Raw genomic sequence first — 13215 nt, forward strand, 5'->3', positions numbered from 1 at the left:
ACGGATTGCCGGTCCCGTCGGCGGGCGGTTATACCTGCCGCGCGGATGACAGGCCCGACGGAGAAAGCACCGATGTCGACACCCATTGAGGATCCTGTGGCCGGTGGCTGTTTTGCGATCGGCCTCGACCGGTCCAGCAAGCCCTTCAACGCCGGTACGCTCAACCGGCTGGCGGCGGCGCATGGCGGATCCTACACCTTCACGGCCGGGGCGGACTGGCAGGCGAGCCGGCATTGGCGATTCTGGGAAGAGGCCGCCGCCGCCGAGGCCGCGGCGCCACGGCCGACGGTACCGCACCTTGCCTTCGAAACACCGGCCGCCACGGTTTTCCCCGAGGGCTTCACCCTGGTGGCCGTTGAACTGACCCCGGATGCCGTCGATCTGCCGTCGTTCCGACACCCGTCGCGGGCGATCTATGTGCTGGGCCCTGAGCGCGGGATGCTGGCGCCGGAGTTCCTGGACCGGGCGGCCCATGTCGTGAAGATCCCGATGCGCTTCTCGTTGAACGTCGCCATGGCTGCAAGTCTGGTGCTGTTCGACCGGCTGCGCTCACGCGAACGGCCGGGGCCGGTGCAGAAGCTGAACCGTCGCCGGGCGGAGGCGACCATGGCGGCCTTCCTGGACGCCCATCGCAGCCTGATGGAGCCGCCGCCGCCGCCTTATGCCGATTGAAGCGGGACCACGGGATCAGGGCTGCATACCCAGACGCTCCGCCGTCTCCCGGGCTTCGCGACGGAGCGAATCGACCACGTTTTCAACGGCACGCCGCAGCGTGGTCGCCGCGCCGGACAGATGGCCGGTCGCGTCGGCGACCGAAGTGGCGGCTTCCGCCGTACGTCCGGCACTGCCCGCCACCTCTCCGATGGCCGACGAGATGGTACGGGTGCCGTCGGCGGCCTGATTGACGTTGTGCGCGATCTCGCCGATCGCGGCGATCTGCTCTTCCACCGCGCTCGCGATGGTGGTGGAGGCTTCCCGGACGCGGCCGATGGTCTCGACGATCCGGGCGATGGCGGTCACCGCCTGCTCGGTATCGCCCTGGGTGGCGGAGATCCTGGCGGTGATCTCTTCGGTGGCCCTGGCGGTCTGGGTCGCCAGCGTTTTGACCTCCGAGGCGACGACCGCGAAGCCCTTGCCGGCCTCACCGGCGCGGGCCGCCTCGATCGTGGCGTTGAGCGCCAGCAGATTGGTCTGCGCGGCGATATCGTTGATCAACTGCACCACATCGCCGATCTGGCGGGCCGAACCGGCAAGCCTGCGGACGATTCCGTCGGTGTCGGCCGCGCGGCTCGATGCCTCGGCGATGATGTCAGAGGCGGTGGTGACCTGCCGGCCGATTTCGTGAGCCGACGCGGTCAGTTCTTCGGTCGCCGTGGCAACGGTCTGGACGTTGACATTGGTCTCTTCGCCGGCCGCGGCGACGGTCGCCGAATTGGCCGAGGTTGTGTCGGCGATGCCCCGCATCTCGGCCGCGCCGCGCTCCAGCTCCTGGGCAAGTTCGGTCATTTCGTCGGCGATGCCCCGCACCTCGCGTTCCAGCGTATCGGCGAGGCCGAGCGTCGATTCCCGCCGCGCCTCTTCCGCCCGGCGTTCCGCCGCTGCCTGGGCAAGACGCAGGCGCTCCGCCTCGGCCAGCGTGTCCCGGAAATGCACCAGGGCGCGGTTGAGCCCGCCAATCTCGTCGCGACGATGGGTGCCGGACACGTCGATCGCGGTCTCGCCATCGGTCAGCCGGCCGATCGTGGTCATCGATGCCTTGAGCGGCCGCTGCACCAGCAGCCAGACCGTGACTGCAAGCGCTGCGACGATCAGGACCACGAGCACGATGCCGCCGATCACCATCGCATCGCGGATCTCCCAGGATGCCGCGCGCATGGCGTCTTCGCGGATGTTGACCAGGACGCTCCACGGCCTCTCCAGACCCGTGATGGCGACCGGCACGGCGTTCCGGAAAACCATGGCCTCGACACTGGGCGACCAGGCGGTGCGCTCCAGCGCCTCGCCCCGGCGAACGGCATCGGCGAAATCTGCAGCATCGGCCGACAGATCGGTCAGCGGCGCCCCGATTTTGGACGGATCGGGGTGGGTCACCGTCAGGGCGCCGTCGGTGAACAGCACGGCGTTGCCCGCATCCAGCGGATGGATCGCGTTCAGGCGATCATTCCAGACCTTCAGATTGAGATCGACGCCGGCGACGCCGATCACCTTGCCGTCGAGGCGGATCGGGGCAGAGAGCGAGATGGTCTGCACATCAATGCCCGCGATCCGCCGGATCACCGGCGGGCTGGCATAGGGCTTGCCGGTCTCGACCGGCGACCGGTAGAAGCCGGCATCCGGTCCGTCGGCATAGCCCGTGACGGCGCCGAGTTCGCGGGCCCCCTTGACCCGGCTGAACCGGGTGAGGTAGCGCCCGCTGTCGTCGGTGTTCTCCTCGCCCTGGAAGAGGATGTCCTGGCCGTCGACGGCATTGGGCTCGAAAGCCGCCCAGACGGCGAGCAGGTCCGGGTGCTCGGTGAAATTCCGTTCCAGGACGGCATCATAGGTTGCCCTGCTGCTGACCCCCTGCGCCTTCAGCGTCTCCATCGTGCTGGCGATGCCGCGGGCGATCGAAAGATCGAGGGAGAGGCTTCGCGCGGCTTCCTGTGCGATCTCACGCGAGAGGGTGCGACCCGACTCGCGGGAGAGGTCGAGCACACGATCTTCGGCCACCCGGCTGACCGCCAGGATGCCGATCGCCAGAAGGGCTGCGAGCGCCCCGCCGCCGATGAGGATGATCTTGGCGGAGAGCCCGAGTGAGATACGCATGCGAAACCCTTTGGGCGAAGTGGCCGACGAACACCGAGATTCCGAAGGTATGCCGAGCTTGGTTAATCAATCATTACTAGAATCAAGTTTACATGATTTGCGTAAAAGTGCTGCATCATGCAAACCGGTTGGAAGATCCCGGATCGTGTTTCCGGAGGGGCAGGATAAGAAGTCCGGGTAGCGATGCCCGCCCGGCCGGGTCGTCCTGAAGGCCGATGTTCATCGCGTCATGCCCCCCTGCCGGCGCCGTCCGGGCCAGCCCCGACAGCCGGTCCCAGAGGGTCAGCAGAAAGGCGTAATTGCTGTCGGTCTCGGCCGGAACCGTCGAATGATGGATGCGATGCCAGTCCGGTGTGGCAATGACACTGGAGAGTGGCCGGTCTGCCTGGCCGAGATCGAGATCGGCATGGTTGAACAGCGCCGCCAGGCTCAGGGCCGCTTCGAAGGCGAGAACTGCCGTGGCCGGTATGCCGAGCACCAGAATGACCAGGATCTTCCAGCCGGCAGAGAGCAGGATTTCGGCGGGGTGAAAGCGCAGGGCCGTCGTCGTGTCGAGGGCGGTATCGAGATGGTGGATGCGGTGCAGCCGCCAGAGCAGTGGCACACGGTGCATCGCCACGTGCTGCGCCCAGATCGCGAGATCGAGCGCCAGGAAACCGACCACGGCGGCCAGCCAGCCGGGCAGACCCAGCATCGGGAAGGCGCCCAGACCCTGCGCTTCGAAGCCGAGAGCGGCGCCCACCGCGGCTGCCGGCAGAACAAGACGCAGGACCAGGGTATCGATGACCGCAAGACCCAGATTGGTGGTCCACCGCCGGCGACGGTCGAGCCTGTGATGCCGGCCGCGCCGCGGCCGCCACCGCTCCGCCAGGGCCAGCAGCAGGAACCCGCCGAGGAACAGCAGGCCGCGGACAAGGCCTTCCACCGCCGCGATGCCGGCGGGATCGGATGTGGCGGGCATCTGCGGCAACCTCGACGCGTGATGGGGTGTCATCGTCGATATGGGGCGCAGCCGCCCTGCCGTCACCCTGCCAGCGCAGCCTTTCCGGCGGGCGCCGGCAGACGGGCTGGGGAAAACGGTGCGAGCAGCGCCTGAAAACGGCTTGCGCAGGCGTCCCAGGTAAAACGCTCCGCATGGCTGCGTGCCGCGCTGCCGCCCAGAGGCAGTGCCCGGCGGATTGCGGCGCCCAGGTCTGCATCGAGCGCGCCGGTACCGCCGGCCTCGTCGACCACGTCGATCGGGCCGGTAACCGGATAGCCGGCAACCGGCACGCCACTCGCCATCGCCTCCAGCATGACCAGACCGAAAGTATCGGTGCGGCTGGGAAAGACGAAGACATCGGCCTGAGCATAGGCCCAGGCAAGGGCGGCACCGCGGCGCAGCCCCGGGAAGACGGCATCCGGGTGTCGCCGCATCAACTCCGGCCGGGCCGGACCGTCGCCGATCACCACCCGGGTGCCGGGCAGATCCGGCGTGCTGAGAAAGGCCTGGATATTCTTTTCCACCGCCACCCGGCCGACATAGAGCATCAGGGGGCGAGGCAGGTCGGGAAGCCGCGCGAGTTCATCATCGCCCTGAGGGGGCGGTGTCCCGCGGAGGGTGGGCGAAAAACCGTCGAGGTCGACGCCGCGGCACCACATGGCGACCTGCGAAAACCCCCGCTGCCTGAGGTCCTCGGCAAGCGAGGGGGTCGCAACCATGGTCCGCACCCCGGCATTGTGAAACCGGCGCATGAAGCCATAGGAGAGGCTGAGCGGCAGGCCGGTGCGGGCGGCGACATATTCCGGAAAGCGGGTGTGAAAGGCGGTGGTGAAGGGGATGCCATGGCGCAAAGCCCAGCGCCGTGCGGCGCTGCCGAGGGGGCCCTCGGTCGCAATGTGCAGGGCATCAGGGCGGTGGGCCAGGATCCGCCGCCCGACCATGGCCGGGGTGGCGAGTGCGAGCCGGATTTCCGGATAGGTGGGGCAGGGCAGGGTGCGGAAGTCGGCAGGCGCGATCACCCTGACTGCGGCACCACCTGCCGTCATGGCATCGACCATGCGTCCCAGCGTGCGGACCACACCATTGACCTGTGGCGCCCAGGCATCGGTGACCAGGGCGAGGCGCGTGACGGGGGGCGTGATGTCCTGGGTCATCGATCAGGCCGCCGGCTCACGCGCAGGGCGACGGGCATCGGCCGGCGCCGGCAGCAGCCCACCGGTGGTCTGGGACCGGCGGGCACGGGCCAGGGCCACGAGTTCGCGGCGGCGGGCGCGGGCGCCCCAGTCGAGGATCTGCAGACGGCCATCGCGGGTTTCGGCGATGGCCGTGCAGCTTTCGACCCAGTCGCCGTCATTGGCATAGACGATGCCATCGGTTTCGCGGATGTCGGCATGGTGAATATGACCGCAGACCACGCCGTCATAACCGCGGCGCCGGGCCTCGTCGGTCACGGCATGCTCGAAGCGGTTGATGAAGTCGACCGCTTCCTTGACCCGCTGTTTCAGATAGGCCGAAAGCGACCAGTAGGGCAGGCCAAGCCGTCTGCGCGCGATGTTCAGCCAGCGATTCACCCGAAGCGCCAGGTTGTAGGCAACGTCGCCCAGCAGGGCGACGCCCTTCGCATAGCGCACCACCATGTCGAAGGCATCGCCATGGACGATCAGGAAGCGTCGGCCGTCGGCCAGCTCGTGCTCGCTTTCGCGGACCAGTTCGATTCCGCCGAAGGCGAGGCCGGCATAGGCCATCAGGCACTCGTCGTGATTGCCGATCACCCAGGTGACCCGGGTGCCCGCCGCGGCCTTGGCGAGGATCGCCTGCACGACCTGATTATGGGGCCCATCCCAGAACCAGGACCGGCGCAGCCGCCAGCCGTCGACGATATCACCGACCAGAAACAAGTGATCGCAGTCGACGGTGTCGAGAAAATCGAGCAGCAGATCGGTGCGACAGAAGCGCGTACCCAAATGAAGATCGGAAATGAACACCGTCCGATACTGCCGGCGTTCGCCCTCCGTACGGCTGTCGACCGTTCGCCGGTCCTGGCCTGCCGGCGGCCGTCGGTGGGGATGGCCGGCATGGTCGTGATCGCCTGATGCCGTGGTACCCGGGCGAAAGGAGAGCGGCGGCTGAACTCGTGCGACCGTGGTCATCGGCAAGGGCCCTCCGGGCGACTGGCGCCTGAAGCGGCGGAGCACCGCTCCCTCGGCACGTGTCGCTTTCTCGGAGCGAAGTCTTAACCCGTTCGACCGTCAGGTTTTATGGCGTGGCAATGACGTTCCGGTGACGATGGTTCCGGGAAAGAAGAGGTTCCGGGAAAGAAGGGTAATCCCGCAACGAAAACGGGCGACAGCCTGCGCTGCCGCCCGTTTTCTCGAAACCCGGGAGTCCGGCTCCGCCTCAGTCGGCGGGAACCAGATCCACGGCCTTGTCACCCTTGCGCTCGGTGAGCAGGCTGTACTCGAGACGCTGTCCCTCGTTCAGCGTCGAGAGGCCCGCGCGCTCAACGGCGCTGATATGCACGAAGACGTCCTTTCCGCCCTCGTCGGGGGTGATGAAGCCGTAGCCCTTGGTGCTGTTGAACCACTTAACGGTGCCGGTCGCCATGTCTGGTCGCTCTTCCTGGTCTTGGTGATCCGACGGCCGCGTCTCCACACGCGATCGGTCCGCCGGACGTGATGATGGAGGCGGAAAGTGACCGGACACTGTTCAGCGTCGATGCGGATCGCCGGTTCCTCCCCGCCGTCCGGCATCTTCCGGTACGCGCACTCCTGGTCCTGCGGCGGTCCGGCCCCGCATCCGTCCCGATCTGGTGCAAACCTGATCCGGTACGGATGGCCGGCCTGACAGCCACCCGTCACGGCGCTTGTGGAAGCGCCATGCGTCGTGCAGGGTCTCCGTCGCCGGAGACCCGACCGGATACCACCCGCTGCCCCGCCTCCCTGCGGGGCCTGCGACCGGGATCCGGAAGCCGGGTTGTCAGTCGGCCGGAACGAGATCGACGGCCTTCTCGCCCTTGCGCTCGGTCAACACGTTGTACTCCAGCCGCTGACCCTCGTTCAGGGTCGTCAGGCCGGCCCGCTCAACCGCGCTGATGTGCACGAAAACATCCTTGCCGCCGGTATCAGGCGTGATGAAGCCGTAGCCCTTGGTGCTGTTGAACCACTTGACGGTGCCGGTCGCCATGGCGCGTCGCCCTTCCCTTCCGACTGCGGAGCCCGCCGTTCCCCGCGGCGGACGTCACGATACAAGGAGGCGTGGAAACCGGTGAGACGCCGAAAGGTTCCATGTCCCGGACCAAGGCAGGACACACCACTCCAGGTAGCGCAATCCTCCAGCCTTTTCGGCCGCCGGTTTGGTTTTTACTTTCGGAGAAACTGAGCGGCGATGGCGCCGTGCCGTTGCCTGAACGGGTAGGTCTGGAACCGCGCTGACGGGATCCGTAAGACTTGGCCGGACGGGGGCTGGGGGCGAAATCGCCTGCCGGTACGCGCGCGCTCCTGATTCCAGAGGTTCCGCCGGAACCCACCCGGAAAACGACACCCCGAGCGCTCGAACGAAGACCGGGGTATGGTCGGAGAACGAGGCACGGAACCGTCCTGCGGGCGGGATCGCCTGCGGGTCATCGTCTGATTCGAAACGATGACTTCAACCACTATAGGCAGGTTCCAGGCCGGATGCGACAGCAAAATGGCGCGCAACCCCCTGTACGGCCTGGAATCGCGCGCGTGGCGGCACGGGGCGAAAGCCGTGCCGATCAGCCCACGCTCTGGCTGATCCGGCGTGCGGCATCGAGCAATGCCGCCAGATTTGCGGCCGCACGGCTGCCTGCGATATGCGGGGTGAGGCCGGCGAGGGAAACGGCCGCGATCACCCGGCCGTCGCGATCGCGCACCGGTGCCGCCATGGCCGCCAGGCCTTCGACCACGTCATCGACGGCGATGACGTGCCCCTGCGTGCGGATCCGGCCGAGTTCCTCCCGGAAGGTATCGGCATCGGTGATGCTGTGCGGGGTAAGCCGGCTCAATCCCTGGCCGATCGCGCGCTCGATCTCTGCCAATGGCTGGAAGGCGAGCAGCAGCTTGGGGGCACCGCCGACATTGGCGGGCAGGGCACCGCCCACTGCCCACCAGCGCACCTGAATCGATCGGTCATGGTGGAACTTCTCAAGGCAAAGCGCTGAATGTTCGCGGTAAATTGACAGAAAGGTCGTCCCGTCGATCTCGCGCGCCAGATCGGTGAGGATCGGGGCCGCAGCCTTGCGCAGCCCCAGATTGTCGGGTACGGCGCTGGACAGCTCGATCATCGCCAGGCTGAGGGCGTAGCGATGGGTCTCGCGGTCCTGGACCACGAGACCCGCTTCGATCAGTGTCACCAGCAGCCGCCGCGTCGTGGCCTTGTCGAGGCCGGTCCGGGCGACGACTTCGGTCAGGGTCGCCCAGGGTTCGACGACGGTGAAGGCGCGCAGCACCTGGACCGCGCGCAGCACGGCACGCACCGTGGTCGGGCCGCTGTCGCTCCCTACGGTCTCGCCGCCTGCGGCTGTCGTCTCGGGCTCGTCACCCATCCGTCCGTTCGCCTTCATGCCTGCCACTTTCACCCATACCGGCCGCTCGGCCGGGATCGCGTCTGCCGTCATCTGCCGCGGATATACTTATCCTGCAACTCTTCAATGCGCGAGTAGCCGATCAGGCTCTTGAACAGCTGCGGCTGGGTGCGGGCGCGGGGCAGGTTGCGGGTGCTGCGATCGCGCGCCAGCACGGACAGATTGTCGACCAGCGCCTGGGTCGCCGTCATCAGCGGCACCAGCGGGAAGGTGGCAAAGCCTGCGACATCGGCAATTTCCTCGGGCGACAGTTCATCTTCCAGCCAGCCCAGGATCTGCAGCGACAGCGGCTTGCCCACCGCATGCCGGAGCGCGACGAGATCGGTTTTCGACTTCACGCAGCGTGAAATCGGCTGGATGAGGTCGGCGCCGGCCTCGGCATAGGCCTGGCCGCGGCGGATGCACTCTTCCATGGTCTCGGCATCGGTGCGGGCGACGATGATGGTGTCCGGATCGCGGCGGGCATCGACGGCCGCCCGGATCTTGGCCGTGGCTTCGTCGATGGGCAGGATCTCAAGCGCGCCAGCGACCACCGGGCAGCGCTTGGGCACGACCTGGTCCTCGAAGATCATCGCGGCGGCACCGGCCTTCTCGAAGGCGCGCACGGTGCGCACGATGTTGACCACATTGCCGTAGCCGGTATCGGCATCGGCAACCAGTGGCATGTCGATCACGTCGCCGATAGCGCGGACCACACCCACATTCTCGGTCATGGTGTAAAGCTCGACATCCGGCTCTCCCAGCAGGCTGGCCGAGACGCCGAAGCCGGTGGTGAAGACGGCGTCGAAGCCGGCATCGGCGACCAGCCGGGCCGACAACACGTCATAGGCACCGGCCATCCAGACGGTCTGGCCGGCCTCGATCCGGTCGCGGAGCATGCGGGCATGGGACATCGATTGGATTCTCTTTCGTGGAAAGGAGCGCATCTGTCGTGCGGCGCGGCCGGCCGGGTGCGCCACCCGGCCGGCCTCAGGCACGGTTACTTGCCACCGCGAACCGGGTCGATCACGGCGCCGAGTGAGCGGAAGCCGCCATCCTTGAGCTGCATCAGCACCACGCCGGTCTGGCCGCGGCGCGAATAGGGATCGTCCGACAGCGGCGCGAAGGTGATCGCGGGGCCGATCTTCTGATCGAAGCCCTTCATGCCTTCGAGCGCGCCGACCAGCTTTTCGCGGGTGGGGTCGTCGCCCGCCTGCTTCAGGGCTTCGGCGAAAGTCGCCGCCGCCGAATAGCCCATCAGCGCCAGGCTGGACGGGGTCGATTTCGGGAAGCGCTTGCCGTATTCCGCGACAAAGGCCTTGATCGCCGGGTTCTCGCCATCGACCGGGTCGTAATAGGAGGCGACATAGAGGGTCTTGCCGGCACCGCCGCCCAGCAGCTCGACGAATTTGGGATCATTCAGGCCACCCGCGCCGAACACGGTCGGGTTCCAGCCCAGCTTCTCGGCATTCTTGAAGAAGATCGCCGCCTGCTGGCCCAGGGCGTAGAGGATGACCACATCCGGCTCGGCCGCCTTCAGCCGCGCCACCTGGCTGGTGAGATCGGTGGCCAGGCGCTCGAAATTCTGGACCTCGACCAGCTTCATGCCATGAGTGGCGAGCTGCTTCTCGGTATACTCCTGCGCCGGTTTACCCCAGGCGTCGTTCTGAACCAGCATCGCGATCTTTCGGGCGCCCAACTCGTTCACGGCATAGTCGACATAGGCCGGGGCCTCGGTCGACTGCGGCGAGGGCAGGGCGAAGAGCAGCTTCCGCGGCGGGTTGGTCACCGCATCCGAAATGCTGAGCGCGCCCACGATCGGCACGCCCTTCGGTTCCAGATATTCGTAGGCCGCGAGTACCGTAGCAGTGCCGACCGGGCCGACCAGGGCCAGCACGTCGTCGCGCTCCACCAGCAGCTTGGCGTTGGCGACGGCCTTTGGCGGCTTGAATTCATCGTCATAGGAGACGAGTTCGATCTTGCGGCCGTTGACGCCGCCCTGATCGTTCAGCATGCCGAAATAGGTTTCCATACCCTCCTGCACGGCCTTGCCCATATAGGCGAGCGTGCCCGAGAGGGCGAGGGTGCTGCCGACCTTGACGGCGTCGTCGGAAACGCCGGGATCTGCGGCGAAAGCCGGGTGCGACAGCCCCGCCGGCAGGGCGGATGCAAGGGCGATGGCGGCGGCAGCCGTCAGCAGACGGCGGCGCAGCCGGTCGAAGCGCAGGGTCATCCGGTCTCTCCTCCCTGTGGTGCCGGGGATCTCTTGATGCGGGCGGATCCGCCGGCGGTGCGGATGCGAAGTCTTCAAGGGGGGCGGATCAGCCGCCCAGATAGGCACGGCGCAGGGCATCATCGACGAGCAGCGCTTCGGCCGGGCCCTGGACCGCCAGACTGCCGGTTTCCAGCACATAGCCGCGGTCGGCGAGGTCGAGCGCCAGTTCGGCATCCTGTTCGACGATCAGCATGGTGACGCCCTCATCGCGGGCGATGTCGGCGAGCGCGTCGAAGATCACGGCCTTGATCACCGGCGCGACACCCATCGAGGGTTCGTCGAGCATCAGCAGGCGGGGCTGCGACATCAGCCCGCGGGCGACGGCGAGCATCTGTTGCTCGCCACCCGACAGCGTGCCGGCCTGCTGGTCCATGCGCTCGGCAAGCCGGGGGAAATAGGTGCAGGCGCGATCGATGCCCTGCGCCGTGGCGGCACGGTCGCGGGTCCAGCCGCCGACGATCAGGTTCTCGCGCACGCTCAATCCCGGAAACACCATCCGGCCCTGGGGAACATGCGAGATGCCGCGGGCGACCAGCCCTTCGGCCGGCTTTCCTGCAATGTCGTCGCCGTCGAAGACGATCCGGCCGTCGACCGGCTTCAGCAGCCCCGACAGGCAGCGCAGCAGGGTGGTCTTGCCGGCGCCGTTGGCCCCCAGCACGGCCACAACCTCGCCCGGCATGAGCGACAGATCGATCCCGTGCAGGGCACGGATCGCCCCATAGGCGGCGACGAGGCCCGAGACCTCCAGAATGGGCGTATCAGGCATGGGCCATCTCCTTCGTCGGGCCCAGGCGGCGCCGGTCGCGCCGGGGGATGGCATCCGCATCGCGATTGCCCAGATAGGCGGCAATCACGGCTTCGTGGCGCTCGATCTCGGGCGGGGTGCCGGCGGCAAGGAAGCGGCCCTGCTCCATGACCGTGATCCGGTCCGACACCCGCATCACCAGCGACATGTTGTGCTCGATCAGCAGGATGGTCAGGCCGTGACGATCGCGCAGCCGTAGCAGCAGGTCGCCGAGGGTGCGCGCTTCGGTCTGGTTCATGCCAGCGGCCGGTTCGTCCAGCAGCAGCAGTCTGGGATCCAGTGCCAGAGCGCGGGCGAGTTCGGCGAGCTTCTGACGGCCATAGGGGAGATCCGCGACGATGGCGTCGGCATCGCCGCCAAGCCCCACCTCGTCGATCAGACCAAGGGCATGGTCGCGTTCGCGGATCGCTTCGCGCCGTTCCGACGGCAGGCGCAGCATGGCCGGCAGAATGCCCGCCGACATCGCCCGGTCGCGGCCGATCAGCACGTTGTCGAGCACGCTCAGTTCCGGGAACAGCTCAAGGTTCTGGAAGGTGCGCGCAATGCCGAGCCGGGCGACCCGGTGGGGCTTGAGGCCCAGAAGCTCCTGGCCGCCGAAGCGGATGCTGCCGCGCGCGGCGTCGTAGAACCGGCTGACACAGTTGAGCACGGTGGTCTTGCCGGCACCGTTGGGGCCGATCAGGGCATGGACGTCCCCCTGCCCGACGGTCACATCGATGCCGTCCACGGCCTTCAGGCCGCCGAAAGAGATGGCGAGGTCGCGAATGGTCAGCAGTTCGGGTGCAGCGGTCACGGGCGATGCCTCCGGAACAGCGTGTGGCCAAGGCCCGAAAGGCCGCCCGGCAGGAACATCAGCGACAGGATCATGGCGAGGCCATAGACCGACCGCTGGACCTGATCGAGCCCCAGATAGGTGAGGCATTGCGGCACCGCGATCACGAAGGCGGCGCCCAGGATCGAGCCGCGGATCGAGCCCAGCCCACCCACGATCACCATGGACACGAAGCTGATCGAGACCATCAGATCGAAGGTGGACGGGTCGATGAAGCGGATCAGCGGGCCGTAGAGCGCACCGGCGACGCCGCAATAGAAGGAGGACAGCGCGAAGGCGACGATCTTGAGGCGGGCGGTGTCGAGCCCCATGATCCGGGCGGCGGATTCGCTGCCCTTCACCGCCTTGAGCGCACGCCCCCATCGGCTGGCCCCGAAATTGGCCCCCATCCACATCAGCACCGCGACCACCGCAAGCAGCATCCAGTAGGTGCCGGCGCCACCGAGTTCCATGCCGAAGAGATCCGGCGCGGCGACACCCATGCCGTTCTCGCCGCCGGTCAGTTCGCCGCCCGATTTGGCGATCTCGGCGAAGATCATCACGAAGCCGAGCGTCGCCATGGCAAGAAAGACCTCTTCCAGGCGCAGCAGCGGGATGGCGAGCAGCAGGCCGACGACCATGGCGACAAGGCCTGCGGCAAGCGCCGCGACCAGCAGAGTGACACCGTATTCCCCGGTCAGGATGGCGGCGCCATAGGCGCCGATGCCGAAGAACACGGCCCCTGCCAGCGAGATGAGATTGGTGTAGCCGGTGAGCAGATTGGTGCCGAAGGCCGCCAGTACATAGACCAGCACCAGGCTGGCGATGAACAGGAAATAGCCGCCGAGGATGAAGGGCAGGGCCAGCAGGATGGCGACGCCGAGGCCCGTGAGGGCCAGACGGCCGGGGCGGCTGCGCGCGGCGGGCAGATCGAGGCTCATGGTCATAGGTCTCC

Annotated in this window: 13 protein-coding genes; 1 reads left to right on the forward strand and 12 read right to left on the reverse strand. The window is 67.3% G+C overall.

Translation table 11 applies throughout. From position 1 onward, the window contains the following. The first annotated feature begins 72 nt into the window (after positions 1 to 72). Positions 73 to 672: a TrmH family RNA methyltransferase gene (locus tag TMO_RS08205; RefSeq protein ID WP_014745150.1), complete on the forward strand. Its 600-nt coding sequence runs from the start codon at positions 73 to 75 to the stop codon at positions 670 to 672. 15 nt (positions 673 to 687) lie between these two features. Here the strand turns inward: TMO_RS08205 and TMO_RS08210 are convergent, their stop codons facing one another. The 12 genes from TMO_RS08210 to TMO_RS08265 all read right to left on the reverse strand — a co-directional run bounded on the left by TMO_RS08210 (position 688) and on the right by TMO_RS08265 (position 13201). Beyond that, on the reverse strand, positions 688 to 2805 hold the full coding sequence (locus tag TMO_RS08210) for a methyl-accepting chemotaxis protein (RefSeq protein ID WP_014745151.1): 2118 nt from the start codon (positions 2803 to 2805) through the stop codon (positions 688 to 690). Positions 2806 to 2920: 115 nt separating this feature from the next. Continuing rightward, on the reverse strand, positions 2921 to 3766 hold the full coding sequence (locus TMO_RS08215; RefSeq protein WP_014745152.1) for a sterol desaturase family protein: 846 nt from the start codon (positions 3764 to 3766) through the stop codon (positions 2921 to 2923). Between the two features lie 62 nt (positions 3767 to 3828). After that, a complete protein-coding gene (locus TMO_RS08220) occupies positions 3829 to 4941 on the reverse strand; it encodes a glycosyltransferase family 4 protein (protein ID WP_014745153.1) in 1113 nt (370 codons plus the stop codon). A gap of 3 nt (positions 4942 to 4944) precedes the next feature. Next, complete coding sequence (locus TMO_RS08225) at positions 4945 to 5937, reverse strand: UDP-2,3-diacylglucosamine diphosphatase (RefSeq protein ID WP_014745154.1); 993 nt, start codon at positions 5935 to 5937, stop codon at positions 4945 to 4947. 247 nt (positions 5938 to 6184) lie between these two features. After that, positions 6185 to 6391, reverse strand: a complete 207-nt coding sequence (locus TMO_RS08230) for a cold-shock protein (protein ID WP_014745155.1) — start codon at positions 6389 to 6391, stop codon at positions 6185 to 6187. A 372-nt stretch (positions 6392 to 6763) separates the two neighbouring features. Further along, entirely contained in the window at positions 6764 to 6970 is a 207-nt protein-coding gene (locus tag TMO_RS08235; protein ID WP_014745156.1) for a cold-shock protein, read from the reverse strand. 571 nt (positions 6971 to 7541) lie between these two features. Further along, positions 7542 to 8369 (reverse strand): IclR family transcriptional regulator, encoded by an 828-nt coding sequence (locus tag TMO_RS08240; protein WP_187297820.1) that lies wholly within the window; start codon positions 8367 to 8369, stop codon positions 7542 to 7544. A 50-nt stretch (positions 8370 to 8419) separates the two neighbouring features. Beyond that, positions 8420 to 9283 (reverse strand): isocitrate lyase/PEP mutase family protein, encoded by an 864-nt coding sequence (locus tag TMO_RS08245; RefSeq protein ID WP_014745158.1) that lies wholly within the window; start codon positions 9281 to 9283, stop codon positions 8420 to 8422. Between the two features lie 86 nt (positions 9284 to 9369). Continuing rightward, positions 9370 to 10602 carry an ABC transporter substrate-binding protein gene (locus TMO_RS08250; RefSeq protein ID WP_014745159.1) on the reverse strand — a complete coding sequence of 411 codons (1233 nt, stop codon included), beginning with the start codon at positions 10600 to 10602 and terminating at the stop codon, positions 9370 to 9372. An 88-nt stretch (positions 10603 to 10690) separates the two neighbouring features. Next, on the reverse strand, positions 10691 to 11410 hold the full coding sequence (locus tag TMO_RS08255; RefSeq protein WP_014745160.1) for an ABC transporter ATP-binding protein: 720 nt from the start codon (positions 11408 to 11410) through the stop codon (positions 10691 to 10693). Continuing rightward, positions 11403 to 12242 carry an ABC transporter ATP-binding protein gene (locus TMO_RS08260; protein ID WP_014745161.1) on the reverse strand — a complete coding sequence of 280 codons (840 nt, stop codon included), beginning with the start codon at positions 12240 to 12242 and terminating at the stop codon, positions 11403 to 11405. Before TMO_RS08260 ends, TMO_RS08255 begins: the two co-directional genes overlap by 8 nt. Then, positions 12239 to 13201, reverse strand: a complete 963-nt coding sequence (locus TMO_RS08265; protein WP_145978097.1) for a branched-chain amino acid ABC transporter permease — start codon at positions 13199 to 13201, stop codon at positions 12239 to 12241. Before TMO_RS08265 ends, TMO_RS08260 begins: the two co-directional genes overlap by 4 nt. Positions 13202 to 13215: the final 14 nt, after the last annotated feature.

Origin of the sequence: Tistrella mobilis KA081020-065 (assembly GCF_000264455.2) — a bacterium.
Classification (GTDB): domain Bacteria; phylum Pseudomonadota; class Alphaproteobacteria; order Tistrellales; family Tistrellaceae; genus Tistrella; species Tistrella mobilis.

What these genes read in the sequence shown, in the direction of transcription:
- TMO_RS08205 (WP_014745150.1), top strand. Translation starts at nt 73, where the DNA reads ATGTCGACACCCATTGAGGATCCTGTGGCCGGTGGCTGTTTTGCGATC.
- TMO_RS08210 (WP_014745151.1), bottom strand. Translation starts at nt 2,805, where the DNA reads ATGCGTATCTCACTCGGGCTCTCCGCCAAGATCATCCTCATCGGCGGC.
- TMO_RS08215 (WP_014745152.1), bottom strand. Translation starts at nt 3,766, where the DNA reads ATGCCCGCCACATCCGATCCCGCCGGCATCGCGGCGGTGGAAGGCCTT.
- TMO_RS08220 (WP_014745153.1), bottom strand. Translation starts at nt 4,941, where the DNA reads ATGACCCAGGACATCACGCCCCCCGTCACGCGCCTCGCCCTGGTCACC.
- TMO_RS08225 (WP_014745154.1), bottom strand. Translation starts at nt 5,937, where the DNA reads ATGACCACGGTCGCACGAGTTCAGCCGCCGCTCTCCTTTCGCCCGGGT.
- TMO_RS08230 (WP_014745155.1), bottom strand. Translation starts at nt 6,391, where the DNA reads ATGGCGACCGGCACCGTTAAGTGGTTCAACAGCACCAAGGGCTACGGC.
- TMO_RS08235 (WP_014745156.1), bottom strand. Translation starts at nt 6,970, where the DNA reads ATGGCGACCGGCACCGTCAAGTGGTTCAACAGCACCAAGGGCTACGGC.
- TMO_RS08240 (WP_187297820.1), bottom strand. Translation starts at nt 8,369, where the DNA reads ATGAAGGCGAACGGACGGATGGGTGACGAGCCCGAGACGACAGCCGCA.
- TMO_RS08245 (WP_014745158.1), bottom strand. Translation starts at nt 9,283, where the DNA reads ATGTCCCATGCCCGCATGCTCCGCGACCGGATCGAGGCCGGCCAGACC.
- TMO_RS08250 (WP_014745159.1), bottom strand. Translation starts at nt 10,602, where the DNA reads ATGACCCTGCGCTTCGACCGGCTGCGCCGCCGTCTGCTGACGGCTGCC.
- TMO_RS08255 (WP_014745160.1), bottom strand. Translation starts at nt 11,410, where the DNA reads ATGCCTGATACGCCCATTCTGGAGGTCTCGGGCCTCGTCGCCGCCTAT.
- TMO_RS08265 (WP_145978097.1), bottom strand. Translation starts at nt 13,201, where the DNA reads ATGAGCCTCGATCTGCCCGCCGCGCGCAGCCGCCCCGGCCGTCTGGCC.